We start from the raw sequence: 26,561 nt of genomic DNA, 5'->3' as shown, positions 1-26,561 counted from the left end.
TTAGCTAAAGCTCAAGTTTTGGAATTTTTATTTATCTACTACAATCACTGTGCCGTGTTCACCCAGTAAAGGTGCGAATCAGATTTCTTTTAACGTCACTTGTTTTTTCACTTATACGATTCATGACATAAGTTTTAATCCAACCGCAGAGGCGAGTATCATAGAAATAAATAATAATCTTTTCCAGTCTCTAGGTTCGTTGTACAATATCATTCCCATTACCGTTGATCCCACTGTTCCAATACCTGTCCAAACACCGTAAACTGTAGCCATGGATAATGTTTGCATGGCATAGGATAAAAGGGAAAGACTTAAACCGAATGTAATAGGCATGATAATTAGCGCATCCCACTTCTTCATGGCTAATCGTTTTATATTCATTACTCCGATTACTTCTAGTACTCCCGCTATAAGAACTGCTGTCCATGCCATTATGCAACACCTTCACTTTCAACAGGCTCACTTGAGACTTTTTTCAACCCAATTACGCCAATTAAAAGTGTTCCGATCAACACTGCTTTTAGCGGAATAAAGGGTTCCCCATATACGATGACTTCCACTAAAACTGTTCCAACCGTTCCAAGTCCTGCAAAGACAGCGTAAACAGTTCCGATTGGGAGGTGTTTTGCAGTCTGTGGTAATAAAAAGAAGGTGATAACTATTGCTCCAATGGTCAAACTCCATTCAACAAAGCTTTCCGAGTGCTTTAAACCAGAGACCCAATAGACTTCAAAACTTGAGGCTAAAAGTACATAAAACCAGTATTTATTCATTGTTGTCCGTCCTTTCAAGCTGTGCGAGCTATACATAAAATATTATAAATTTATCCACATAATCACTAAAAGTGTTTCCTATCATAACAACTTTACCTTTAATGCAGAAAGGTTTAAAGGAAACAGCCTGCAAATAAGAATAAAGTCTTTTTTATTATTGAATGAAGAGGCTATCCTTTCTTTCTATTTCGATATTCTGTAGGAGAACTACCATTCACCTTTTTGAATAGTCTTGAAAAATAATAGGGATCATTTATCCCAAGTCCGTGGGATATTTCTTTTATTGTTTGGTCCGTTAGATCAAGTAATTGTCCAGCTCGCTGCATTTTTATACGTAAAAAATAATCAATGGGTGGATAGCCAATTTCTTGTTTAAATAAATAATTAAAATGTTGTACAGATAATCCAGCCACGTTAGCAAGTTCCAAAAGCGTGGGACTTTTCGATAAATTATGATGCATATAGTGGATCGTTTTTTCTAAATAAAGCTCTTTTCTTTCTTCTTCCTTTGTACGGATACTCGATAATCCAAGGGAACTAAGTAAATACCTCGTGGTTTGTGCCACCTTTATATGATAAAGGGTGGAGTACGTCTTATTCGACAGTAACACATAGCAATGTTCAAATAAGTCGGTAAATTCTAGAAAACTGTCTAACGGAATCTGTAAGGGTCCTTCGCTCAGATGAAAACTAGTAATAAAGGATAAAACCTCTTCCCCTTTTACATGAAACCAATAAATACTCCAGGGATTCACTTCATCTGCACCATAACGATGTGGTGTGCCGGGTGGAATAACAAAAAGTGTATGTTTGTTTAATAAAAATCTATCTTGATGATTTAGCTCCACCCAGCCCTCTCCATTTGCGCAATAGATAATGATAGCCGTATCACAACCTTCAGGACGTTCTCGGTAATGATATTTTGCTTCAGGAAAATAGCCAATATCGGTGACGAAAAAGTTGCTGATTAATGGGTGCTTAGAAATATCTTTTTCAATATAATCAGGCAGGACAAATAGTTTCTCCGATTTAAATCCATCCTCTTTTTTAACGATTGTACTCCATCCTTTCTAAGTTTCGACAATGTTTGTCTAGGCGTGTATTTGTGATATAGAAAATTGAGATAAGCAAGTATTTCTTACACTATAGATAATAATCCGAAAATAGTCCATCATAAACAGGATTTAATTTATTGTTTGAAAGCGTTTTAAAGATACAATTAGGAATATATCATAAATAAGCGCGAGGGGTGAAAGGATGGAGCATGCTGTAAAGGTGTGGGAAGAGAAACGGGATATAGAAACCTATGGTGTAGGAGAGCCAAATAAAAATCCGATGTTTCTTGAAAAAAGAGTCTATCAAGGTAGTTCAGGAAAGGTATATCCATATCCTGTCATTGATAAAATTTACGATAAGAAGTATCTAAAAACGTATCAGCTCGTCATTCTTGAAAATGAGTATATTCGTATTGAAGTATTACCGGAAATTGGTGGGAGAATTTATCGAGCATTAGATAAAACCAATGATTATGATTTTGTCTATTATAATCGGGTAATAAAGCCGGCACTTGTTGGACTTGCCGGCCCGTGGATCTCGGGCGGAATTGAATTTAACTGGCCACAGCATCATCGTCCAAATACCTTTGGACCTGTTGAATATAAAATTACTGAAAATGATGATAAAAGTGCGACAGTCTGGGTGAGCGAGATAGATCGAATGTACGGTACTAAGGTAACGACAGGATTTAGCTTATATCCAGGAAAAGCATATTTAGAGGTGTCAGCACAACTTTATAATCGAACCGCCCAAGCGCAAACCTTTCTTTGGTGGGCAAATCCGGCGGTAGCTGTAAATGATCATACTCAGTCTATTTTCCCACCAGACGTACATGCTGTTTTTGATCATGGAAAACGAGATGTATCAAGCTTTCCGGTAGCAACTGGCATCTATTATAAAATGGATTATTCGGCTGGCGTCGATATATCACGCTATAAAAACATTCCTGTTCCAACGTCTTATATGGCTGATACATCGAACTATAATTTTGTGGGGGCTTATGATCATAAGCAAAAAGCAGGATTATTACATGTTGCCAATCACCATATCTCACCAGGAAAGAAACAATGGACATGGGGGAACGGGGAATTTGGAGAAGCTTGGGACCGGAATTTAACAGATGAGGATGGGCCTTATGTTGAACTAATGACAGGGGTATACACGGATAATCAGCCCGATTTTTCTTGGTTACAACCCTATGAAGAAAAATCTTTTAAGCAATATTTTATGCCGTATAAGAATATTGGAGCTGTGAAAAATGCTTCCATTCATGCTGCTGTCAATTTAGAGGTGGATGAAGCACTAGAAAATGCAGATGTATTTGTTTATGCTACATCAGAAATAGATGAAGCAACAATCGAACTAAAGGGAAAAGATACATTATATCTTAGTGAAACGAGATCGCTATCTCCAACAGATACTTATCATATCAACTTAAAGCTGAATCCAGAAGAAAAAGCGGAGAACTTAAGGTTAGTTGTGAGGGATAAAGAAGGTACTATTTTAGTTGCTTATCAACCTGAGAGGATAGTGGAGGATAAACTTCCGGATCCTTTAGAACCAATGCCAGAGTCGGAGGAATTAACAACTACAGAGGAATTATATCTTGCTGGTATTCATTTAGAGCAATATCGACATGCGACCTTCGAAGCGGAAGGTTATTACAAGGAAGGGCTGCATCGTAACCCAAAGGATATCCGAATAAATGTTGCCTATGGTAGATTATTACTGCGAAGAGGACTATTCAAGGAAAGTGAAAAATATTTTAGGAAAGCGATCGATTCCTTAACATGGAGAAATCCAAATCCAGAAGATTCAGAAGCCTTTTATCAACTAGGATTAGCTTTAAAGCTTCAAGGGAAAAGTCAGGATGCTTTTGCTCACTTGTATAAATCAATTTGGTCTGCAAATTGTCAAGACAAAGGTTATTTCGCCCTTGCTCAAATTGCTTGTGAGGATAAAAAATATCAAGAAGCATTAGAGCTTATCGAAAAATCATTAAGTCGAAATACTAGAAATTATAACGCACGTAATCTTAAAACAGCACTATTACGAATAAACAACCATCTAAATAGCGCGGAAATCTATGCCCAAGAAAGCCTTCGCTTAGATATAGCTGATTTCGGTGCTTACAATGAGCTATACCTTGTTTATAAAGAAGAAGGTGAACTAGAAAAGGCGACTAAGGTATTAAAGGAATTAAAAAGGCTGATGCGGGATGATAGTCAAAATTACTTACATCTAGCAACGAGTTATGCAGAAAGTGGACTGATAGCCGAAGCAATTCATGTTTTAGAAAGGATTTTATCAGAAGACAAGGAAGAGACTTATCCTATGGTCCATTATATGCTGGCCTTCCTCTATAAAAATATAGGTGAATCTACTAAGGTAACGTTGCATCTAGAGAAGGCTAAAAATGCTTGTTCTGATTATTGTTTTCCAAATACATTATTTGAATTGGTCGTGTTAGAATTCGCTATACTTACAAATCCCCAAGACGATAAAGCACTTTATTATTTAGGGAATTTATTGTTCGATAAGAAAAGGTCGCACGATGCACTCATGTTTTGGGAAAGATCCAGAGAGATTAATCCGGACTTTGCAACCGTTCACCGAAACTTAGCACTTCTTTATTATAATGTTTTTCATGACGCGGGCAAAGCACTATACTCACTTGAAACTGCGTTCCGTTGTGACAAGCTGGATGCGCGTGTGTTGTTTGAATTAGATCAATTGTACAAAAAGCTAGGTTATTCCCCTAAAAAACGATTGAGTGTAATGGAATCCTATCTGAATTTAATCGAAGAAAGAGATGATTTATTTTTAGAGTATGTTTCTCTATTAAATACGACGGGGCATGTTCAAAAATCAATTGAACTATTAGATAACCATATCTTCCATCCATGGGAAGGCGGGGAAGGAAAGGTTACAGGGCAATATGTTTTTGCACACGTAGAATTAGGCAAGAAATATTTGCACGAAAAAAAATATGAAAAGGCAATCAAATCATTTAACAAGGCGAGAGTTTATCCACATAATTTGGGTGAAGGAAAGCTAGCGGGGGCGCAGGAGAACAATATATATTACTATCTCGGGTGTGCTTATGAAGGCTTGGGAAATGTCGAAAAGGCAATCGAATACTTTAGAGTAGCGTCCATTGGACTCGAGGAGCCTAATAGTGCGATGTACTATAATGATCAACCGCCAGATATGATTTTTTATCAAGGGCTAGCGTGCCTTAAGTTGAATAATGATATAGAAGCTAAACGAAGATTTCGTGTCTTAATTGATTATGCAGAAAAACACATAACAGATGAGGTGACGATTGATTATTTTGCCGTATCTTTACCAGACTTTTTAGTGTTTGAAGATGATCTTAACAAAAGAAATAAAATACATTGCTTATATATGAAAGCTCTTGGATTAATCGGTTTGAATCATTTGGAATCAGCATTACAGGAACTTTCCGAGGTTCTAGACCTTGATCCAAATCATCAGGGAGCAATGATGCATCAATCACTAGCACAGAAAGGATTGTCACATGGGGATATATAGTATCGATGTTAAACATCCGCTTAAAAACATTTATCCGTTAGAAACAAACTTCGGTGGTTCCAACACATCTGGAGAAAGTTATCGTTTTACAAATTATTATATCGAGAAGAATGGTCGCCCTTATTTTGGTATAAGCGGGGAGTTTCATTACAGTAGATATCATTGTGAAAAATGGGAAGATGAAATCATAAAGATGAAAATGGGTGGTATCGATATTATTCCTACTTATGTATTTTGGAACCATCATGAAGAGGAACAAGGAATTTTTGAGTGGGAAAAAAATAAGGATCTCCGCGCATTTTTAAAGCTTTGTAAAAAGCACGAGGTGCAAGTGATTTTGAGGATTGGACCTTTTGCTCACGGTGAGGCCAGAAATGGAGGGATGCCAGAATGGCTTTTTGGAAGGCCATTCGACATTCGTTCTAATGATGAAGCTTATTTAGTATATGTAAAACGATTTTTCGATGAAATTGGTAGACAGATATATGGATTGCGCTTTAAAGAAGGTGGTCCGATTATTGGCACACAAATTGAGAATGAGTATGAGCATGCTGGTGCGCCGTGGGAAATGACAACAGGAACATCGAATGAATGGCTACCTGCTGGTAGAGATGGAGACGCTCATATTAAGAAGCTAAAGGAACTCGTTATACAATCGGGAATAGAAACCCCGCTTTATACAAGTACGGGTTGGGGTGGTGCATCTGCTCCTGAAGAAGAGGTGCTCCCGTTATGGGGAGGCTACGCCTTTTGGCCATGGATTTTTTACGGAGATGTGAAGGAGCACCCTGCCACACCTGAATTTATTTTTAGAGATTACCATAATAACCATACTGAAAATGATGGATTTGATCCAGCTTATCCTCCTGAAAGTCTACCATACGCATGCTGCGAAATGGGAGGAGGGATGACTGTTTTCTATCAATACAGATTTAAGCTCCCTTATGAAAGTGTTGACGCAATGGCAGGAATAAAGGTGGCTGGAGGGTGTAATTTTATAGGCTACTACGTGTTTCATGGTGGGTCGAATCCAAAAGGAAAGAAGACTCCTTTTTTGAATGAAAATGCTACTCCCAAAATATCCTACGATTATCAGGCTCCAATTGGAGAATTTGGACAAATAAGAGAATCCTATAAAAGATTAAAACGGCAACATTATTTTTACAAAGAAATGGAAGAAATGCTATGTCAAACCAAAACAATCCTGCCAGAAGGTGCATCTGATATTGAGCCTAGTGATATTGATACATTAAGGTTTGCAGTACGTGCATATAAGGATTCTGGTTTTATTTTCATTAATAATTATCAAGATCACGTGAAAACCAGGGATCAGAAAGACTTTACTATAAGTGTAAATCTTAAATCAGAGACACTACAAATCCCAGGAGATAGTAAATTGACATTGGCTAAAGATGAGAACTGTATCCTGCCGTATAACTTAAACATGCGGGGATTAAAGCTTAAATATGCTACTACACAACTAATAACTAGTTTGGAATACGAAAACGAGCCGTACTATTTCTTTTTTACCCCCAAAGGGATGAAGGGGGAGTATTGTTTTGAAAATGAGGATATTCAAACGGTAACGATTGACAATGGACAGATGATAACAAAAGAAAATACATTTATTCAAGTCAGTGATCAAGCTAATAGTATAGCCACTATTTTACTGAAAACGGGTAAGAAACTACATGTTTGTACACTTACACATGAAGATAGCTTACATTTTTGGAAGTTTTCTTTTAAAGGTAGAGAACAGGTTATCCTTTCAAAGGATACGTTGCTCGTGGATGATGAAAAAATACGTGTAGAAGCAACAGGTAAAGAGAGACTCGAATTGAAGGCTTTCCCAGGCCTTGGTGACAGCATATTGATGGATGGTGAAGAAATTTTTTCAGAAAAGAATGGACTATTTAAAGAATATAAAAAAATAACCCAGTACAGTCATCCTAAAATAGAGGTGAAGAAAGTGAAGTCGAATAAAGCAGTGATTCACTTTTCACCCGAACATTTTGAAGGGATAAAAGAATTACTGCTTAACATTGACTATGTCGGTGATATTGGCTACGCCTTTATTGATGGAGAGCTTATTCATGATAACTTTTGTAATGGTAGACCGTGGGAAATTGGCCTTCAGCAGCATAAACAAGCGTTGCTGGAAAAAGGAATGTATCTCTATATTTCCCCAGTGAAGGAGAATAGCTTTGTTAAAAGTGATTCGCCAATGGCAGCAAGAACGGAAGTTGTAGGTAAAGAAATTGCAACAATAAAATCTATACAGGCAACAGCTATCTATGATGTGAAAATAAAAGTGGCTCATAATCCGAAGTAGGAGGAGATGTAAGCATGGTTAAATTAAAAAATGTTTCGAGGAAGAAATACTCTCTTAATGGAGAATGGAACTTTACGCTAGATCACGAGGGAGAATATGCTGCGAGGGACATTGGGAAATCTCAATCAACTACATTGATTCAGATACCTGGATCATGGGAGGAGCAGGGTTTTGGGGAGCCTTCCAAACACAATCCAATAGGTGCGTGGAAGAAATTAAAGGAATATGTAGGAACAGCGTGGTATCACAAGGATATTTTTATGACAGAAGAAATGGAAAATCAGGTAGTTAAAATGGTGATTTCTGGTGTTCGCTGGTCGACTGGAGTATGGGTGAATGATGAGTATGTAGGAGAAGGGGAGAGTCTAGTAAGTGATCATGTTTTCGATCTTACCGATTTTATTCAAATTGGTGTAAAGAATAAAATCGTTATCTGTGTGAATAATGAAATGAAATATTCACTTCTAGACAGTCATATTCATTCCTATCACACCGCTACAAATTGGGGTGGAATTACTGGTGGGCTCTATTTAGAAACACATCCGAAGACACATATTCAAGAATATAAGCTTTATCCTAAGCTTGAGCAGGAAAAGATAGATTTATCCATAAAAATAGCAGAGGTGGGTGAACTAGGCTCCAATAGTTCTTTGCTTTTTGAAGTGTTTTCAGAAGAGGACGAGCTTGTGCAAAAAATGGTAGTCCCAATCGAGGCAAAGGATGGTCGACTTGATACGAGGATTGATTTTTGGGATGGAGTTATTTATTGGGATGACCTTAATCCTTATCTCTATCACATACGAGTCTCTGTCATGGATGAACAAAATATAATTGATCAGCAAACAAAAACGTTAGGAATTAGATCGATTAAAGCGCATCAGAGACACATTTTGTTAAATGATGTGCCAAAATTTTTAAGAGGGTATGTGGATTGTTGTGTATTTCCGCAAACAGGTTATCCAAGCTGGGATAAGGAAGATTATCTGAAGCAGTTTAAAACAGTGAAGGAATATGGGTTTAATCATGTGAGATTACACGGTTGGACTCCACCTAAACCTTTCTGGGAAGCGGCTGATGAAGAAGGAATGTTGATCCAAACAGAGCTTCCTCATTGGTCTAGCCATTTTGTAAATAGACAGGTGGAGCCGGAGCAAAAGGCACATGCATTTCTTTTACGAGAATTATATCGTGTCATTGATACGCTTAATGAACATCCCTCATTTGTATTATTTTCACCGGGCAATGAACTAATTAGCCCCCAGGGTCATCCGGCTTTAAATGAAATGGTCAGAACCTTGAAAACACTGGATTCCACGAGATTATATACTGACAACACAGGGTTCGGTAATTTACCAGCACATGACCGGGAGGGTGACTTTTTTGTACCAACGTTGAATGCACATCATCCGATTACGCTTAATTATTCTGGTACACCGAATACGTATGAGGATTATAATATCGTTACAACCCAAGCAGACAAACCACTAATTGCGCATGAACATGGACAGTTCACCATGTACGTCAGGCCGCAGGAAGAAGAGAAGTATACCGGTGTTCTGCGTCCGCACTGGTTGGAAACAACGAAAGCAACGTTGAAGAAGAAAGGGCATATGGAAAGAGTGGATGAGTATATTGAAGCTTCTGGAACCCTTCAAAGAAGAGCTTATAAGGAGAATATGGAAAGGGCAAGGAGAACCTCAAACCTTTCAGGAGTTCAGCTATTAGATATCCGTGACTTTCCGGGCCAAGGTCATGCAACGACTGGCGTATTAGATGTTTTTTGGGATAGTAAAGGCACGATTACACCTGAAAAGTTTCGAGCGTTTAATGATGACGTTGTTTTGTTAATGCGATGCCAAGAGCGAACAATGTATGCAGGAGAAAAACTTCGCTGCCAGGTTGATCTATCGAATTATAGTAATCAAACCTTTCAAAATCATGAACTAACGTGGAATTTAAAAGCTGATGGCAAAATTATCGAGACTGGTACTATTCCTGTGCCAAAAGCAGAGCGAGGGGAAGTTACTGCTCTAGGGATAATAGAAGTGAAAACACCTTCAAATCAGAGCCAGTCACTTACACTATCTGTAAGCCTTGAAGCGGAGAATAAAAGCTATAAGAATGAATGGGAATTTTGGAGCTATCTAAGGCCTGTGCTTCATAAAGAGGCAAATAGAATTTGGACAGACATTAGTCAGTTAGACATCTCCCTTTACGGAGCGAAGTATACTGGGAAAATAGGGTTTGAAGGCTTTAGCTATAAAGAAGAAAAGGACATAGATCTAGCCATATCCGATCATTTATCAACCGAGCTTTTGCAATTTGTACTTGATGGTGGGAAGGGTTGGATCATTGCGGAAGAAGGAAATCAGTATGATGAAGTGAAAACGAGGTTTTTGCCGATTTTCTGGAATTATATTTGGTTTCCCACGCAGATTGGTACCACGATGGGGATGATCATACACGACCATCCATCGCTAAGTAATTTCTCGCATGACGGCAGGTCCAATTGGAATTGGTTCCATTTAGTAGATCAAGCAGTAGCCATCAATCTAGAAAATGTTCCACAGGTAAAACCCATTGTGGAAGTAGTCGATAACCATAATCGTGGAAAGCATTTAGCCTATTCATTTGAAATGAAAATTGGAGCAGGAAAGCTTTACATGACAAGCTTTCAGCTTCTAAATAGCTTGAAACGGCCAGAAGCAGAGGTCTTTTTGCATGAAAGCATTCATTATTTAATGTCTGATGACTTCAACCCAGAAGCTGATGTTACGGTTGGTGAACTTCTTGGGATATTTAAGCTACAAGGAAATTGAAGAAACGTGTGCTAAGCGGAAAAGCGTTTTTAATGGCAAATAGAAATTAAACATCATATTTTTCGAGTAAATGCTCAAAATAGAATGAAAAGGAGGAATGAAAAATGAATCATGATCAAAATTTAGGCCAAGTCATGTCTAGCGATGTAATTTCGGTTGCACCGAATCAATCGATTCAAGAAGCGGCTACTTTAATGGCAGAGCACAATTTAGGATCGCTACCTGTTGTGCAAAATGGTGAATTAGTCGGTATCATTACAGACCGAGATATCACACTTCGTTCGACTGCTCATGGCGGGGATACGCACACTTCTTGTTCAGAGTGTATGTCGTCTTCTATCGTTTCCTGTGAATCAACGATGGATGTGCATGAAGCGGCTACTATCATGGCGCAAAATCAGATTAGACGGTTGCCAGTTGTAGAAAATGGTAAGCTAGTTGGTATGGTTGCGCTCGGTGATATTGCAACAAATGAAGCGTATGCGGATGAAGCGGAAGAGGCGTTGTCCGATATTTCGTTAAAAGAAGGACAACAAACTTATGATGATCTGCAACCTTAAACATTAATAGTAAAGCTTTTCGACTGTACTTCTATTGGTAGAACCAATGGGAGTGCAGTTTTTATTATTTTATTTTAGGGATGGGAAAAGTTTTTCGAAATAAGGAATGGTGCTTTTCATACAATTAGAATAAACTATAATCAAGATGGAAAATAGTAGGAAGAAGGTGCTACTGCCTTGTATAACGCTTGGATGATTTCGTTTATTCGCATTCCTTTGTTGTTTATGATGTTGATGGTTCTTTTCTTACTGTTTCAAATAGGTGGATTGGATTTTAATTTTCCTTTTCTTCCCGAATTATCGACGATTTACTTTACTGTGGTTAATGTCATTTGTTTTTATCTATTATTTCATGTTTTAAAAAAAGAAGGGCGCTCCATCAAGGAGTTAGTTGGATTTCAGAAAGATCGCGTACTAAAAGATGTCATGTATGGATTCCTATGGTTATTTGTATTATATATTCCGTTTGTAAGCTTAGTTACGGGCACAATGTTTCTGTTATATGGCGCAGATTTTATTAATCATTTTGAAGCGGTATTTGCAGGGGATGCTGGGAGTTATTCGTTTGAAAGACCTATATGGTTGATGTGGATTGCGGCATTTATTTCGTTTATTTTTCCATTTTTAAATGCTCCGATTGAAGAGTTGATGTTTCGAGGATATGCGCAACCGAAATTTATCGAAAAATTTCAAAAAGTATGGCTAGCGATTCTTATACCATCAGTTGGTTTTGCGCTGCAGCATGTACTACTTGCAGCAAGTTTAGAAGGAGCCATTGTGTATGCAGTAGCATTTTTAGGCTGGGGGATTGGGAGTGGAATCATTTATCATAAACAACAGCGATTATTTCCTTTAATCATCTGCCATTTTATCGTGAATATTGCATTTAGTTCCTTGCCAATTGTTTTATTAATTTTGGATGTGTATTAACATTTTGTTTCCAGTTTTCTCTATGATTCAGCTACGATGCTACGAAGTATAAAACTTTGTGGCGTTTATTTTTCGTATAGCTGAGTCAAACTAAGAGACAGCTTTAAGAGAATAATTCTTTATTTCTCTAGGAAACTTAAGCATGGGTCTTGCTGATTTCTTTTTCCAATAAAAGGTTTTGGTTTTTCGTAATCGGGGAAAGATGAGGTTATTGGGAGGGACAACTCTTGCGAAGAAAAACAATATATTTCATCCTCTTCCTATCGGTTATTTTGATTGGATTTGGCATATTTAAATGGCAACAAACGAACTATGCGGTATTTTCTGATCATGAAAAAATGGTTGCTTTAGGGGATTCGCTCACGCATGGTGTTGGCGAGAAATTTGGTAATGGATATGTCGATGATTTAGAGCGATACTTAGAACAGAAAAAGAATGCTTTTGTGCAGGTTGATAATTATGGAATTCCAAATCAGCGGACGGATGGGTTATTAGATCAAATGAAGCAACCTGAATTGAAGCAGGATGTGGCGGATGCTGATTATATTTTACTATTTATCGGCACGAATGATTTGATTGATAGTAATGGTGGAGATTTGTATGAGATCAATGAAGATAAAATAGATCAGGGGCAAGAGAGCTACTCAGAAAATTTGGAAGCGATTTTAGAGAAGCTTAGAAACGCAAATTCTGAGGCGCCAATTTTGCTGTTGGGGCTATATAATCCGTATCCTGATTCCAAGAAAATTGATGAAATAATGGAGGATTGGAACGCGGAAAGTAAGAAAATAGTGGATGATTATGAGCGGACAAAGTTTATAGCAACGAATGATATTTTTAAAGAGAAGTCGACGGAATATTTTAGTGACGCTCTGCATCCAAACAAAAAAGGCTATCAATTAATCGCACGGAAAATTGTTAAGGAATATGATTTTTAAAAAAGTCAGGAAGTGATCCCTTTTGGTGGATTGCTCCTGACTTTTTTTGTGTGCTGTGTGATTAGTTGTTGTAGCTATTTACAATTAATCCGTTTGCCTCTGACCATTCGGCGTAATAGATGTTGGAAATATCCTCGTAACCCGCCTCTTTTAATTTTTCTTTCAGCCATGCTTCATCTTTATCTATTGATTTTAGTACGATATTCTCTACTTCACCTTCATCTACCACTAGGTGAGAGAGCGAGGTTTTCTTAGGCTCTATGCCCATCATGTTTGCAGTTACAGGTGATGCGGTTTCTTTTTCCATCACACTTAAATCCCCACTTGGCTCTAAAATCGCGTACTTTACTTCCTTGATCGAAAAAATTCCTTGTAGCCTTAGCATAGACCTGAGCTGTTCTGATTCTAATTTATTTTTCTTTAAATTTTTAACATTCAATACACCATCATTGATAATTATTTCAGGTTCTCCTTTTACAATCGGACGTAATCCTTCAAAATTACGGACAAGAATTTCTAAAGTGAAAATGAGTAACGACCATAAGGCTAGGGAATATAATACTTCAAAAACACTGATTGTCTTATCATAAACTGCATTTTCCATCAGTCCACCCAATACTAATAAATATACAAAATCAACTGGTGTGATTTGTGTTAATTCTTTCTTTCCCATAATTCGTAACACAATAATTAAAGCAATAAATCCTATAATAATTTTCATCGTTATTGTTGTATCCATTTTTAATTTCCCCTCAAAAATATTTATAAAATAAATTCCCTTGAATTTGGTATCCAAAACCTTGCTTCTGCATAGTATGAGAAAGAAGTAACGTCTTTAGGATTGGATGGCGGTTGACAAAATTCGACGGGTGACAGGCACCACCTTCCCAAAAAAAGTAAAAATTAAGATTGACAATAGCCATTTAATGGAATAGAATAGGAAAAAACAGCTTAGCTTATGTTAATTTATATGAAAATTTAATAGATTTCTTATCAAGAGAGACGGAGGGATTTGGCCCTGTGATGTCTCAGCAACCATCCTAATTAGAGGAACGGTGCTAATTCCAATAGGCAATTAATTTTGCTTAAGAGATAAGAAGATTGTTTTGAAATTTAGGGACCTTCTTCTTGTCGAAGAGGGTCCTTTTATTATGGCCAAAAATAAGAACAAAAAAAATGAATACAATGCAACAAGGAGGAAAGTAGCTTAGGCAGACCATAAGTTATTTGAAAAATCGGAAAAATCAGATAAGAAATACAATAAACCTAGGAGGTAGGAAAATGACAATTCAAGCACATGGTGGAGAACTTATAAACAGAGAACTAAAAGGAACAGAACGAGAGGAAGCCTTGCAAAAGGCGAAGTTACTTCCTACTTTAACCCTTTCAGATTGGGCGCTCTCAGATTTAGAGTTAATTGGAATTGGCGGTTTCAGTCCCTTAATTGGCTTTATTGGAAAAAAAGATTATGAGAGTGTACTGCACAATGCACGTTTAGAGGATGGCACGATTTGGAGTATTCCCATTACGTTATCTGCATCAGAACAGGAGACAGAAAAATTTGAAATAGGGGATGAAATTGCTCTAAAGGGTGAAGATGATGTCATTTATGGCACGCTCGAATTAGATGAAAAATATTCTTATGATAAACAGTTAGAAGCGGAAAAGATCTACGGAACAACGGATGAAAATCATGCGGGTGTAAAAAAATTATATGCCAGAGGCGATGTATATTTAGCTGGATCTATTACTCTATTAAATCGTCCAACACATCCAGGATTTGAGGCCTTTTATAAAGACCCAATTGAAACAAGACAGTTATTTAAAGAATTAGGATGGAAAACAATTGTTGGATTCCAAACAAGAAATCCTGTTCACAGAGCACATGAGTACATTCAAAAATCGGCATTAGAGGTTGTAGATGGGCTTTTGTTAAATCCATTAGTTGGTGAGACGAAATCGGATGATATATCCCCTGAGGTTCGAATGGAAAGCTATCAGGTGATTTTGAAGCACTATTATCCAAAGGAGAGAACGAGCTTAGTGATTTATCCTGCTGCGATGCGTTATGCAGGTCCAAAGGAAGCGGTACTGCACGCGATCGTTAGAAAAAATTACGGGTGTACCCATTTCATTGTCGGCCGCGATCATGCGGGTGTTGGTGATTATTACGGAACATATGAAGCACAGGACTTTATTTCACAATTTGAAGATGAGCTAGGCATACAGATATTTAAATTTGAGCATGCCTTCTATTGCACAAAGTGTGAGAATATGGGCACCGCTAAAACTTGCCCACATGAAAAGGAGAACCATGTTCACTTGAGTGGCACCAAAGTACGTGAATTACTGCGAAATGGAGAGAAGCCTCCAAAACAATTCTCTCGACCAGAAGTAGCAGAAGTTTTAATTAAAGGCTTGCAGGAGGCAGTGCCCGTAGAATAAATGAGGAATGTCCGAGATGTCCCTTGAAATGATATTTGTCTTAGCTGTGATACTACTAATGATTACAGGGTTACTTTTTGAATTAGCACGACCTGATTTGATTGTGTTTGCAACATTAGTCATTTTCTTATTATCAGGTATTTTAACGACCGAGGAAGCTCTGAGAGGGTTCTCTAACACTGGGATGCTGACGATTGCGCTATTATTTATCGTCGTTGGCCCAATTCAAAAGAGCGGTGTGATTGATCAATTAATGGTGAAATGGCTAGACAATGGAACAAGCTTGAAGGGTTCGATGATGCGAATCTTTTTACCATTACCAATCCTGTCAGGGTTTTTAAACAATACGCCAATTGTGGTCGCCTTTACGCCGCTTCTAAAAAAATGGTGTGAAAAGAGAAATATCGCTCCTTCGAAAGTGTTGATTCCATTATCGTATGTCACGATTTTAGGTGGAACGATTACCTTAATTGGAACATCTACTAATCTAGTGGTACATGGTATGCTGCTTGATTACGGGTTTGAAGGTTTTAATCTTTTTCAGCTAGCGATTGTTGGTATACCGATCACGATAGTTGGCTTGATCTATTTATTCACCATTGGTTTCTTACTGTTACCAAATCATAAGGGATTTAGCCAACAGATTAAGGAAGATTCGAGAAAGTATATTGCAGAAATGATGGTAGAAGATAGTTTCCCGTATGCGAATAAGACGATACAAGAAGCGGGTTTAAGGAACCTAAACAGCCTTTATTTAATAGAAATCATTCGAAAAAATGAGCGTATTTCTTCGGTAAGCTCATCGACTGTTATTAAAAAAGGGGATCGATTAATTTTTGCAGGGCTCATTTCTACCATGGCAGATTTGCAAAAAATGAAGGGTCTTTCATTAAGAACTGGAAGCCATTTAGAACTAAATGATTTAAAGAATGGAAACACGCAGCTTGTGGAGGCAGTTATTTCACATCAATCCTCCCTTTTATCCAAATCGATAAAGGAGGCAAAATTTCGCTCAAGATTTGATGCAGGTGTTATCGCTGTACATCGCAATAATGAGCGAATCAACAGTAAGGTTGGAGACATCATTTTGAGACCGGGAGATACGCTGCTGTTATTAGCAGGAGATGGTTTTGTAGAGAAATATCAACGATCAACGGACTTTTATGTTGTGTCTACATTAAAAACACCAAAAACGCTTCAGGAAAGCCCAGTTGTCGGATGGTTTTCTATCCTTGTATTAGTAGTTATGATTGCGACTGTAACATTGGGATGGCTTACGATGTTCAAAGCAATGACACTTGCCGTATTGATTTTACTCGTAACCAGGTCGATCTCAGCAGAAGAAGCAAAAAATTATGTGCAATTTCATGTGATTCTCTTAATTGCTAGCTCCTTTGGTGTCGGGGTTGCGATGACGAAGACGGGCCTCGCCCAGTGGGCAGCAAATGGATTACTATCAATTGGGCAACCATTAGGATTGATCGCGATTCTAGCATTAATTTACCTGTTGACGAATATCTTTACAGAACTAATTACAAATAGCGCAGCAGCAGTCTTGATGCTTCCGATAGGACTTGAGATTGCTGAAAATTTACAGCTTGATCCAATGGGATTTGCCGTGATTGTAGCGATAGCTGCATCGGCAAGCTTTATCACACCAATCGGCTACCAAACAAATTTAATTGTATATGGTCCAGGTGGTTATAAATTTAAAGATTACGTAAAAGTCGGAACGCCTCTCACGTTAATTGTGATGTGTGTAACGGTAGGAATTGTCTATTATCAATGGTTTTAGGAGGAGAAGAATGAGTAAATCAACAAATATTATATGGCATGAATCAAATATAACAAAGGCAGATAGATACAAACAAAACAACCATAAAAGCGCGGTGCTGTGGTTTACAGGATTGTCTGGATCAGGTAAATCAACGCTGTCTGTAGCGCTTGAAAATGAACTTTTTCAGTTAGGAATTCACACCTATCGTTTAGACGGGGATAACGTTCGCCACGGTTTAAATAAAAACTTAGGCTTTAGTCCAGAAGATCGTTCTGAGAATATCAGACGGATTGGTGAAGTTGGGAAATTGATGAGTGATGCTGGCCTACTAACCTTAACTGCCTTCATTTCCCCTTATCAAGAGGACAGGGATCAGGTTCGAAGTATTTTGGAAAAAGATGAGTTTATAGAGATTTACGTGAAATGTAATCTTGAAGCATGTGAGTCACGTGACCCAAAAGGATTGTATAAAAAAGCAAGAGCTGGAGAAATCAAAGGATTTACTGGAATAGATGCTCCATATGAAGAACCAACGAACCCTGAAATAATTGTTGAAACGGATAACCAGTCACTAGAAGAATCGGTGCAGGTGATTATCAATTATTTGAAGGAAAAGAACTACCTGGTGAATGATTGAAACCAACTTTAACCTTTCATCAATCGTATCAAAGTAAGCTAATCCATGCGCTTAAAGGAGGAAAGGACAATGAGTGAGGTCTTGACGTATGAGAATTTTACAGCAGATCCATTTTTAGACTGGCAGCCAACTGACGAAACAAAAGGCGCTAAAAAAGTATTGGAGTGGGCCTATGAAGCCTATGGAAATTCGATTGTTTATGCTTGTAGCTTTGGGGCAGAGGGAATGGTCCTCATTGACCTCATTGCGAAAGTGAACAAAACAGCAGAAATTGTATTTTTAGATACCGACGTTCATTTCACAGAAACCTATGCTTTAATCGAAAGGGTAAAAAAGCGTTATCCAAGTCTACAGATTCGCTTAAAAAAACCAGCAATAACAATTGAGGAACAAGCAAGTCAGTATGGACCGGAATTATGGAACCGTGAACCCGATAAATGCTGTGATATTAGGAAGGTGAAACCACTTGAGGAAACACTATTTGGAGTGGATGCTTGGATTTCTGGTTTAAGACGGGAGCAATCAGCTAGTCGTAGAAATACAAATTTTATTAACAAGGATGAAAGGTTTAAATCGATCAAAATATGCCCGTTGATCCATTGGACGTGGGACGATGTGTGGGAATATATCCGATTAAACCGCTTAGATTATAATGAATTGCACGATAAAGGCTTCCCGAGTATTGGCTGTAAGCATTGTTCTTTTGCAGTTACTTCAGATGAGGATAGCCGTGCAGGTAGATGGAGAGGCTTTGGCAAAACGGAGTGTGGGCTACATCGCTAGAAGTTATCGTCTTTTGGGGAATACTATACAGTTAAAAAAATAAAGGATAAGAAGCGGACAAATCGCTATCTTATTTACGAAAAGGAGTCTGAAAAGCAATGGGGAAAGTTTACTTAGTTGGCGCGGGGCCAGGAGATTATGACTTGATTACGTTAAAAGGGTTAAAAGCCATTCAGGAAGCGGATGTTATTTTATATGACCGCCTTATCAATCAACAGCTGCTAGAAGAAGCAAAGGAAAATGCCTCCTTGATTTTTTGTGGGAAGAGTCCAGATAATCATTCCCTGACTCAAGAAGCAATCAATGAACTTTTATGTAGATATGCTTTACAGGGCAAGGTAGTTACTCGTCTTAAAGGGGGAGACCCTTTCGTTTTTGGAAGAGGCGGGGAAGAAGCTGAAGTGTTAGCAAGCTATCAAATTCCGTTTGAAATTGTACCTGGCATAACCTCAGGTATCGCAGCCCCTGCGTATGCTGGCATACCTGTTACGCATCGTGACTTCAGTTCTTCTGTTGCCTTTATCTCTGGCGTTAGTAAAGTCGGGAAAGAGCAAGAAGATTATTGGAAGCATGTCGTAAAGAGTATGGATACACTGTGTATTTACATGGGTGTAAGTAAATTACCCGACATTTGTGATCAGCTTATAAAACATGGTTTACCTTCAACCACTCCGATTGCCCTGATTAGGTGGGGAACAACAACAGAGCAGGAGACGGTGACAGGCACCTTAGCTGACATTGTGATAAAAGCCCACGGCATTAAGAATCCGTCCATGATCGTTGTTGGGGAAGTGGTTAAATTGAGAGAAAAATTAAAGTGGTATGAAGAGATTAGGGATGAAAAGGAAGTACTTTTGACGTCGATCGTCGGTTAGAGAAAGGGAGGGACTTATGCAGGCAGTTTTATATATTAGTCATGGAAGTCGAGTGGAAAAAGCAAGGCAGGAAGCTACAACGTTTTTACAGACTGTCAGCGAAAGAGTCAAGGCTCCTCTTCAGGAAATCTGCTTTCTCGAATTGGCTGAGCCTGATATCGCAAAGGGTGTTTCTAATCTAGTAAATAAAGGTGCAACTAAAATTGCAATGATTCCTGTGCTTCTTCTATCAGCTGGTCATTATTATAAAGATATACCGAATGAAATAAAGAAAGCAAAACAACAGTATCCATCGGTCACTTTTACCTACGGGGAACCGATCGGTGTCCAAGATAAAGTGATTGATATACTCGTAGAACGAATTCTAGAAAAAAAGGTAGCACCTTTATCAAATGCCAGTATTTTACTTGTTGGCAGAGGCAGTTACATGCCTGAAAGTGCTAGAGCAATTGAGGAGATTGCCCGTCGATTAAAAAATAAAATAGAAGTTTGCGATGTTCGTGTCTGTTATTTAGCGGCATGTGAACCTTCCTTTCCAGATGCAATCGAAGCTTCTGTAAATGAGGATTGGTCGCAAATTTACGTTGTACCTTACTTGTGGTTTACTGGATTATTAATGCGTTCAGTTCAGGATAAAATTAATCAGCTAGAAAGAGCGGATCAAGAAATTATAATATGTGACTACCTAAATGATCATCCGTATATGATTGAGGCTTTAACTGATCGAGTACATGAGGCACTAGCTTTAAATAACGAGCATGTATTAATAAAGTAGTAAAGCAATATTGCAGCAAAACAATAGGGAGGGGCGTGTGGTTAAATGGATGGTTTACAGCAAAAGCAAATAGGGATTGCAGCTGATAGGCGTGCGAAGGAAATCAGTACATTGATCCAAAAGCAAAGCGGTATTCCAGTAGTGTATTCGATCCAAGGGAAGCAACAATTAAATGAAGAAATCAGTAGTCAAGACATTAAGCATCTTTTAGAGGAAGAATTTGATTGGGCAGTGTTAACGACTGGGATCGGCGCAAGAACATTAGAGAATACAGCAACTGCTATCGGGATAGATAAGCATTTTATCAAAAAGTTACGCCAGCTACATTTGGCAATAAGGGGAAGCAAGACATCAGCGTGGTTAAAAGAGCATAGCCTAGAACCAACAATTTTGTCAGAGGATGGAACGATGGATAGGTTATTGCAGGACTTACGAGATGAGTTTGATAAAAATGGACCAAAGCGCATCTTTTTGCAGGCGTATAATCAGGATGACGCGAAGCTTAAAAATGAGCTAGAAACAATAGGCTATTCTGTTTATCTATCTAAGCCATACTCCTTTGAGCCACCGACTCCTTCTATCGTTAATGGATTAAGAGAAGCAATTATAGAAAAATCATTGGACGCTGTAGTATTTACGAGTAAGACGCAAGTGATCAACCTGTTTGCAGATAACGATAGAAATTCCGAAATAACCGCAGCATGTAACGAAAAAGTATTAGCTGTTGCTGTTGGGAAGGTTACAGCACAGGAATTAAAAAATAATGGGATTAAAAGGGTCGTTGAACCGGATAATCAAAAAATGGGCGCAATGATCGTTGCGTTGAATAACTATTACAATACGGTTTCATGATCCTCCAATGAACTCACGCAGACGTGAAGCTTTTCAAAAGAATTGAGGCAAGAATTTTTAAAATATCTTTTTTGAGGTGGGAAAATTGCAATTACAAATAATGAACAGTCCTTTTGATCAGGAGCAAGTAGAACTGTTGAATCGGCTACTCGGTACGCTAACAGAAAAACAGAAGATATGGCTAAATGGATATTTATCTGCCGTAGAGTTAACCCAAGCACCGGCTGGCGCAGTAGATCAAGTGCAGGCTAGCCCAGTCACTGAGGCTCAACAGGTAACGCAGACAAGAGAAATCATGATTTTAGTCGGTTCTCATACAGGAAATTGTCAGGCTATTGCAGAAGATTTTTCGCAAAAGCTAGAGCAGGAAAAGTTTAATGTTTCACTAAAACCGTTAGATGAATTCAAGCCAAAGGATTTAAAGAAAGTGGAGGATTTACTAATTATAACGAGTACACATGGTGACGGGGATCCGCCCGATAATGCCATTGCTTTTTATGATTTCTTGTTTAGTAAACGAGCACCAAAGCTTGAAGATGTAAGATTCTCTGTGCTTTCGCTAGGCGATAGCTCCTATGAATTTTTCTGCCAGACAGGTAAAGATTTTGATAAACGAATAGAAGAGCTTGGTGCAAAAAGAATTCATCCTAGAGTGGATTGTGATTTGGATTTTGAAGAGCCAGCAGAGGAATGGACCTCAGGTGTGTTAAAGGCTTTAAATGAGGCTAAGCCTACGAATGAGGTAGTAACAAGTGTGGTAAGTGAGAGTGAAAGTAAGCAATTGGCTAGCCAGCCTGTGTATTCGAGAACAAATCCTTTCCGAGCGGAAATTTTAGAGAATTTAAATCTAAATGGTCGTGGATCAAACAAAGAAACACGCCATCTTGAGCTTGATTTAGAAGGGTCAAATTTAGAATATGCACCAGGGGATAGCTTAGGGATTTTCCCAGAAAATGATCCTACATTAGTAGATAAATTAATTGAGGTGACAGGCTGGAACCCTGAGCAATCTGTTTCTATTAATAATCAAGGTGAAATACGTTCACTCAGAGAAGCGCTAACTTCAACGTATGAAATAACTTGTTTATCTAAGCCGTTGCTACAAAAAGCAGCCGCCTTTTCAGGGAATAAAGAACTGGAAAAGCTACTCGATGCAGAAAACAAAGAAGAGCTTGATACGTATATGTATGGACGTGATTTAATAGATTTGATTCGTGACTTTGGACCGTGGCATGCTTCCGCTGAAGAATTTATTAAAATACTTCGAAAAATACCTGTGCGTCTTTACTCGATTTCAAGTAGCTTAAAGGCGAATCCGGATGAGGTTCATCTTACGATCGGCGCCCTAAGGTATCATGCGCATGAACGCGACCGTGGCGGTGTTTGCTCACTTCAATGTGCGGAAAGAGCAGAGCATGGGTCAAGACTACCTGTCTTTATTCAAAAAAATACAAATTTTAGACTTCCAGAAAATCCAGAGAAGCCGATTATTATGATTGGTGCAGGAACTGGAGTTGCTCCGTATCGTGCCTTTTTAGAGGAAAGAGAGGAAACAGAAGCAAGTGGCAAGTCATGGCTATTTTTTGGTGAACAGTATTTTGTTACAGATTTTCTTTATCAAACAGAATGGCAACGCTGGCTTAAGGACGGAATTCTAACGAAAATGGATGTTGCCTTTTCTAGAGATACGGCGGAAAAAGTGTATGTGCAGCACCGCATCCAGGAAAAAAGCAAGGAATTTTTTAACTGGTTAGAGGATGGAGCGTATATCTACGTATGTGGCGATGAAAAGTATATGGCAAAGGATGTTCATGCGACGATTTTGTCTGTTATTGAAACGGAAGGTAATTTGACAAAAGAGGAAGCGGAAGAGTATCTTGCTAATTTAAGAGGCGAGAAACGCTATTTGCGTGATGTATATTAAAGAGATATGCAATCGGAAAGGAGCATAATCATGAGCTTAAAAGGGCTAAAGCAGCAAGATGGACGTCCAAGTGAAATGGAAGATATTAAGGAAGAAAGTGATTATTTACGAGGGACGCTGGTGGAAAGCTTTGAGGACCGAATCACAGCAGCGATTCCAGATGCAGATACGAAGTTATTAAAATTTCATGGCAGTTATATGCAGGATGACCGTGATATTCGTAATGAACGTCAGCAACAAAAGCTAGAACCAGCTTATCAATTTATGATTCGTGTGCGCCTTCCTGGTGGAGTGGCGACCCCGAATCAATGGCTAACAATGGATGACTTAGCAACGAAATATGGAAACAATACGCTAAAATTAACAACAAGACAAACCTTTCAAATGCACGGGATTTTAAAATGGAATATGAAAAAAACGATGCAAGAGATTAATGAGGCATTAATGGATACGATCGCTGCTTGTGGGGACGTAAACCGGAATGTAATGTGTAATGCTAATCCTCATCAATCTAAAATTCATCAGGAAGTTTATGAGGCATCCATTGCTTTAAGTGAACACCTTTTACCAAAAACAAAGGCCTATCATGAAATCTGGCTCGATGAGGAAAAAGTAATCGATTCAAAGGAAGAGGTTGAACCAATGTATGGTGCCCTTTATTTACCGCGTAAGTTTAAAATTGGGGTAGCTGTTCCACCCTCTAATGATATTGATATTTTTTCACAGGACCTAGGCTTTATTGCTATATTAGAGGATGATAAATTAGTAGGATTCAACGTTGCTGTAGGTGGCGGAATGGGTATGACGCATGGTGATACAAATACGTATCCGCAGCTGTCCCGTGTAATTGGCTTTACACCAACGGAAAATATCAAGGAAGTAGCTGAGAAAATACTTACCATTCAGCGAGATTATGGTAATCGTTCAGAAAGAAAGAATGCCCGCTTTAAGTACACGATTGATAAGCGAGGAATCGAATGGCTAAAACAAGAATTGAATGAGAGATTAGGCTGGGAGCTAGAGGAAACAAGAGCCTATCATTTTGATCATAATGGTGACCGATATGGCTGGCTTCAAAATGATGGGAAATGGCATTTAACACTGTTTGTGGAGAATGGACGAATCCACGACGCACCGGATTATCCGTTAATGACAGGTCTAAGGGAGATCGCTAAGGTACATACCGGAGACTTTAGACTTACGCCGAATCAAAATATCATTATTAGTAATGTGACAGCTCGAAAAAAGAAAAAAATTAATGAATTAGTGAGTAAATACGGGCTTACAGATGGAAAGGAAAATTCTGCACTCAGAAGAAATTCAATGGCGTGTGTGGCACTTCCTACTTGTGGACTTGCTATGGCCGAAGCAGAACGCTACCTGCCATCCTTGGTTACTAAGGTAGAAGAAATTTTGGATGAAGCGGGATTACGAGAAGAAGAAATTACAATCCGTATGTCAGGCTGTCCAAATAGTTGCTCACGGCCAACATTAGGAGAAATTGCTTTTATCGGTAAAGCACCAGGTAAATACAACATGTATTTAGGTGCAGGCTTTGCTGGAGACAGATTGAGTAAATTATATCGTGAGAATATTGGAGAGAAAGAGATTCTAGACACGCTAAAACCGATGTTAAATCATTTTGCAAAAGATCGAAAAGAGAAAGAGCATTTTGGAGACTTCGTCATTCGAAAAGGATACGTAGAAGAAGTCATTTCCGGCCTTGACTTTCATCAATAGTACCACGTAAAAAAGCTTGGGAGCATATCCCAAGCTTTTTTGTGCTTTAACGGGTTATATAAAGAAAATTCGACGGGTGACAGGCACCATTTGCGCACCATTTGCCATTTTATGTTTAATTTCAAAAAAGCGTGGTATGTATCAAGTGTATCTAAAATATGCAAAAAGACCTCGGACTTTTTGGGGGGCTTATTATAATGAGGAGGAAGATGTGGATGAAGGTGAAGTCACTTTTGGAGAGTTGGAAGTTGATTGATTTTAAGATTTTTCTTCCATCTTTGCTTATAATCATTGCGATAAGTATACCTTTTTCTCTGTATGAATCAGAGTCTTTAACGCTATTAAATAATATTTTTGATAAGATTGTTGATGTTTTTAGCTGGGGATATATATGGTATGCGATTATTTTACTAGGAGCAGGCTTATACTTATCCTTTTCCAAATACGGGAAAGTTGTTTTAGGAGATCCAAACGAAAAACCACGCTTTTCGATGTTTGAATATGCTTCTATTTTAATTGCAATGGGAGTAGGTTCAACCATTATGCGAACTGGTATGGTGCAGTGGACACAGGTAGCGATTGATCCGCCGTTTGGCTTACAGCCTGAATCACAAGATGCATTATTATGGGGAAACGCCTATAGTATGTTCCTTTGGAGCTTTCAGGTTTTTGCGATTTTTGTCATGGCAGCCCCTGCGATGGCATATGTTATTCATGTGAAGAAAAGGCCACTAATGCGAATTTCTGAGGCTTGTCGGGTTATTTTTGGTGATAAATTTACAGATGGGCTCGGCGGCAAGGTTCTAGACACTATCTTCTTAGTGAGTATTTTATCTGGTGCCGCGGTTACATTAGGCCTTGGAACACCGATTATTACTTATAATTTATCTGCTTTATTAGATATTGAAGTCACCTTTGGCTTAACCTTGATCGTAACCATTATTTGGGTGTTCTTATTTTCCGTTAGTGCCTACTTAGGGATTGAAAAAGGGATTAAACGGTTAAGTACCTTTAATATGTATTTAGCAGGTGCACTTTCGCTATTTATTCTTGTGGCCGGACCTGGTATTTTCATTTTGGACTATTTTACCGATACAGTCGGTCACCTTTTAAACAATTATATAAATCTATCGCTTTATACAGATTCAGTCGCAATGGAAACTACGACACATATCCAAAGTCATATGGTGTTTTGGTTTGCCTATAGTGCTACCTGGGCGATGCTGCACAGTATCTTTGCAGCGAAAATTTCGAAGGGTCGTACCGTAAAAGAAATGATCTTAACCTATCTATTAGCACCAACCTTATTATCCTGGATAGCAACTGGTGTTTTGGGAGGCTTAGGTGTTCATCGTTATTTAACGGGTGAAGTAGCTGTACTCGATATTGTGCAAAATGAAGATCCAATGAACGCAATTCCGGAAATACTACTTACCTTACCATGGGCATGGGTTGCGTTAATAGCATTTGTTATTGTATCCATGATTTTTTTAACAACTACCTTAGATTCCACCACTTATACGATTGCTGCCTATTCAAGTAAGCGTGATATGAGTAAATTTGAACCTTCGAGGAATTTGAGAATTATTATAGCTGCAATTATTACGACACTAGCATTAATTTTAATGCAAATTGGTGGGCTCGCCCCGCTTGAGGTAATATCAGGTATGATGGGATTACCGATTATCCTCATTCAATTCTTAACAATTTTTGCAGCGAAGAAGATGATGGATGAAGATAGAGCATGGGCTCAAAATATTAGAAAATAAAATAGTTGACATTTTATCGTT

The 26,561-nt window shown here is 38.4% G+C and carries 20 protein-coding genes and 1 riboswitch; of the genes, 16 read left to right on the top strand and 4 right to left on the bottom strand.

Annotated elements, in window-relative coordinates; all coding sequences use genetic code 11:
* Positions 1 to 120: 120 nt before the first annotated feature.
* From DFR57_RS12445 to DFR57_RS12435, 3 genes are all read right to left on the bottom strand, one after another.
* Positions 121 to 432 (bottom strand): DMT family transporter, encoded by a 312-nt coding sequence (locus DFR57_RS12445; protein ID WP_114353539.1) that lies wholly within the window; start codon positions 430 to 432, stop codon positions 121 to 123.
* Positions 432 to 773 (bottom strand): DMT family transporter, encoded by a 342-nt coding sequence (locus DFR57_RS12440; protein ID WP_114353538.1) that lies wholly within the window; start codon positions 771 to 773, stop codon positions 432 to 434. Before DFR57_RS12440 ends, DFR57_RS12445 begins: the two co-directional genes overlap by 1 nt.
* Before the next feature lie 170 nt (positions 774 to 943).
* The gene (locus DFR57_RS12435) at positions 944 to 1,717 is read right to left on the bottom strand and encodes an AraC family transcriptional regulator (protein ID WP_281270495.1); all 774 of its coding nucleotides are present in this window, start codon (positions 1,715 to 1,717) and stop codon (positions 944 to 946) included.
* Positions 1,718 to 2,030: 313 nt separating this feature from the next.
* On the opposite strand from DFR57_RS12435, the gene DFR57_RS12430 reads away from it, so the two are divergent.
* The 6 genes from DFR57_RS12430 to DFR57_RS12405 all read left to right on the top strand — a co-directional run bounded on the left by DFR57_RS12430 (position 2,031) and on the right by DFR57_RS12405 (position 12,963).
* Entirely contained in the window at positions 2,031 to 5,384 is a 3,354-nt protein-coding gene (locus DFR57_RS12430; protein ID WP_114353536.1) for a DUF5107 domain-containing protein, read from the top strand.
* Positions 5,371 to 7,716, top strand: coding sequence for a beta-galactosidase (locus DFR57_RS12425; protein WP_114353535.1), 2,346 nt, complete (start codon positions 5,371 to 5,373; stop codon positions 7,714 to 7,716). Before DFR57_RS12430 ends, DFR57_RS12425 begins: the two co-directional genes overlap by 14 nt.
* 14 nt (positions 7,717 to 7,730) lie before the next feature.
* Positions 7,731 to 10,535: a glycoside hydrolase family 2 protein gene (locus tag DFR57_RS12420; RefSeq protein WP_114353534.1), complete on the top strand. Its 2,805-nt coding sequence runs from the start codon at positions 7,731 to 7,733 to the stop codon at positions 10,533 to 10,535.
* Positions 10,536 to 10,639: 104 nt separating this feature from the next.
* A complete protein-coding gene (locus DFR57_RS12415; RefSeq protein ID WP_114353533.1) occupies positions 10,640 to 11,095 on the top strand; it encodes a CBS domain-containing protein in 456 nt (151 codons plus the stop codon).
* Between the two features lie 177 nt (positions 11,096 to 11,272).
* Complete coding sequence (locus DFR57_RS12410; RefSeq protein ID WP_114353532.1) at positions 11,273 to 12,025, top strand: CPBP family intramembrane glutamic endopeptidase; 753 nt, start codon at positions 11,273 to 11,275, stop codon at positions 12,023 to 12,025.
* Positions 12,026 to 12,252: 227 nt separating this feature from the next.
* Positions 12,253 to 12,963 (top strand): DUF459 domain-containing protein, encoded by a 711-nt coding sequence (locus DFR57_RS12405; RefSeq protein WP_114353531.1) that lies wholly within the window; start codon positions 12,253 to 12,255, stop codon positions 12,961 to 12,963.
* A 61-nt stretch (positions 12,964 to 13,024) separates the two neighbouring features.
* Here DFR57_RS12405 and DFR57_RS12400 read toward each other — a convergent pair whose 3' ends face one another.
* On the bottom strand, positions 13,025 to 13,702 hold the full coding sequence (locus tag DFR57_RS12400; RefSeq protein ID WP_114353530.1) for a DUF421 domain-containing protein: 678 nt from the start codon (positions 13,700 to 13,702) through the stop codon (positions 13,025 to 13,027).
* Between the two features lie 248 nt (positions 13,703 to 13,950).
* Positions 13,951 to 14,062, top strand: a riboswitch (SAM riboswitch).
* A gap of 182 nt (positions 14,063 to 14,244) precedes the next feature.
* Between DFR57_RS12400 and sat the strand changes: the two genes are divergently transcribed.
* The 10 genes from sat to DFR57_RS12345 all read left to right on the top strand — a co-directional run bounded on the left by sat (position 14,245) and on the right by DFR57_RS12345 (position 26,540).
* Positions 14,245 to 15,408 (top strand): sulfate adenylyltransferase, encoded by a 1,164-nt coding sequence (sat, locus tag DFR57_RS12395; RefSeq protein ID WP_114353529.1) that lies wholly within the window; start codon positions 14,245 to 14,247, stop codon positions 15,406 to 15,408.
* A 16-nt stretch (positions 15,409 to 15,424) separates the two neighbouring features.
* Complete coding sequence (locus tag DFR57_RS12390) at positions 15,425 to 17,203, top strand: SLC13 family permease (RefSeq protein ID WP_114353528.1); 1,779 nt, start codon at positions 15,425 to 15,427, stop codon at positions 17,201 to 17,203.
* A 10-nt stretch (positions 17,204 to 17,213) separates the two neighbouring features.
* On the top strand, positions 17,214 to 17,822 hold the full coding sequence (gene cysC, locus DFR57_RS12385; protein WP_114353527.1) for an adenylyl-sulfate kinase: 609 nt from the start codon (positions 17,214 to 17,216) through the stop codon (positions 17,820 to 17,822).
* Positions 17,823 to 17,891: 69 nt separating this feature from the next.
* The gene (locus tag DFR57_RS12380; protein ID WP_114353526.1) at positions 17,892 to 18,605 is read left to right on the top strand and encodes a phosphoadenylyl-sulfate reductase; all 714 of its coding nucleotides are present in this window, start codon (positions 17,892 to 17,894) and stop codon (positions 18,603 to 18,605) included.
* A gap of 98 nt (positions 18,606 to 18,703) precedes the next feature.
* Positions 18,704 to 19,480, top strand: coding sequence for a uroporphyrinogen-III C-methyltransferase (gene cobA, locus DFR57_RS12375; RefSeq protein ID WP_114353525.1), 777 nt, complete (start codon positions 18,704 to 18,706; stop codon positions 19,478 to 19,480).
* Positions 19,481 to 19,496: 16 nt separating this feature from the next.
* Positions 19,497 to 20,255, top strand: coding sequence for a sirohydrochlorin chelatase (locus tag DFR57_RS12370; protein ID WP_114353524.1), 759 nt, complete (start codon positions 19,497 to 19,499; stop codon positions 20,253 to 20,255).
* 45 nt (positions 20,256 to 20,300) lie between these two features.
* Complete coding sequence (locus tag DFR57_RS12365; protein ID WP_114353523.1) at positions 20,301 to 21,107, top strand: uroporphyrinogen-III synthase; 807 nt, start codon at positions 20,301 to 20,303, stop codon at positions 21,105 to 21,107.
* A gap of 85 nt (positions 21,108 to 21,192) precedes the next feature.
* Positions 21,193 to 23,031 (top strand): assimilatory sulfite reductase (NADPH) flavoprotein subunit, encoded by a 1,839-nt coding sequence (locus DFR57_RS12360; protein ID WP_114353522.1) that lies wholly within the window; start codon positions 21,193 to 21,195, stop codon positions 23,029 to 23,031.
* Positions 23,032 to 23,061: 30 nt separating this feature from the next.
* On the top strand, positions 23,062 to 24,771 hold the full coding sequence (gene cysI / locus DFR57_RS12355) for an assimilatory sulfite reductase (NADPH) hemoprotein subunit (protein ID WP_114353521.1): 1,710 nt from the start codon (positions 23,062 to 23,064) through the stop codon (positions 24,769 to 24,771).
* Between the two features lie 215 nt (positions 24,772 to 24,986).
* Positions 24,987 to 26,540, top strand: a complete 1,554-nt coding sequence (locus tag DFR57_RS12345; RefSeq protein ID WP_114353519.1) for a BCCT family transporter — start codon at positions 24,987 to 24,989, stop codon at positions 26,538 to 26,540.
* Positions 26,541 to 26,561 lie beyond the last annotated feature (21 nt).

The organism is Saliterribacillus persicus (assembly GCF_003337485.1).
GTDB lineage: Bacteria > Bacillota > Bacilli > Bacillales > Amphibacillaceae > Saliterribacillus > Saliterribacillus persicus.
The sequence above is the reverse complement of the archived record's forward strand: the minus strand, read 5'-3'. Positions and strand labels throughout refer to the sequence as shown.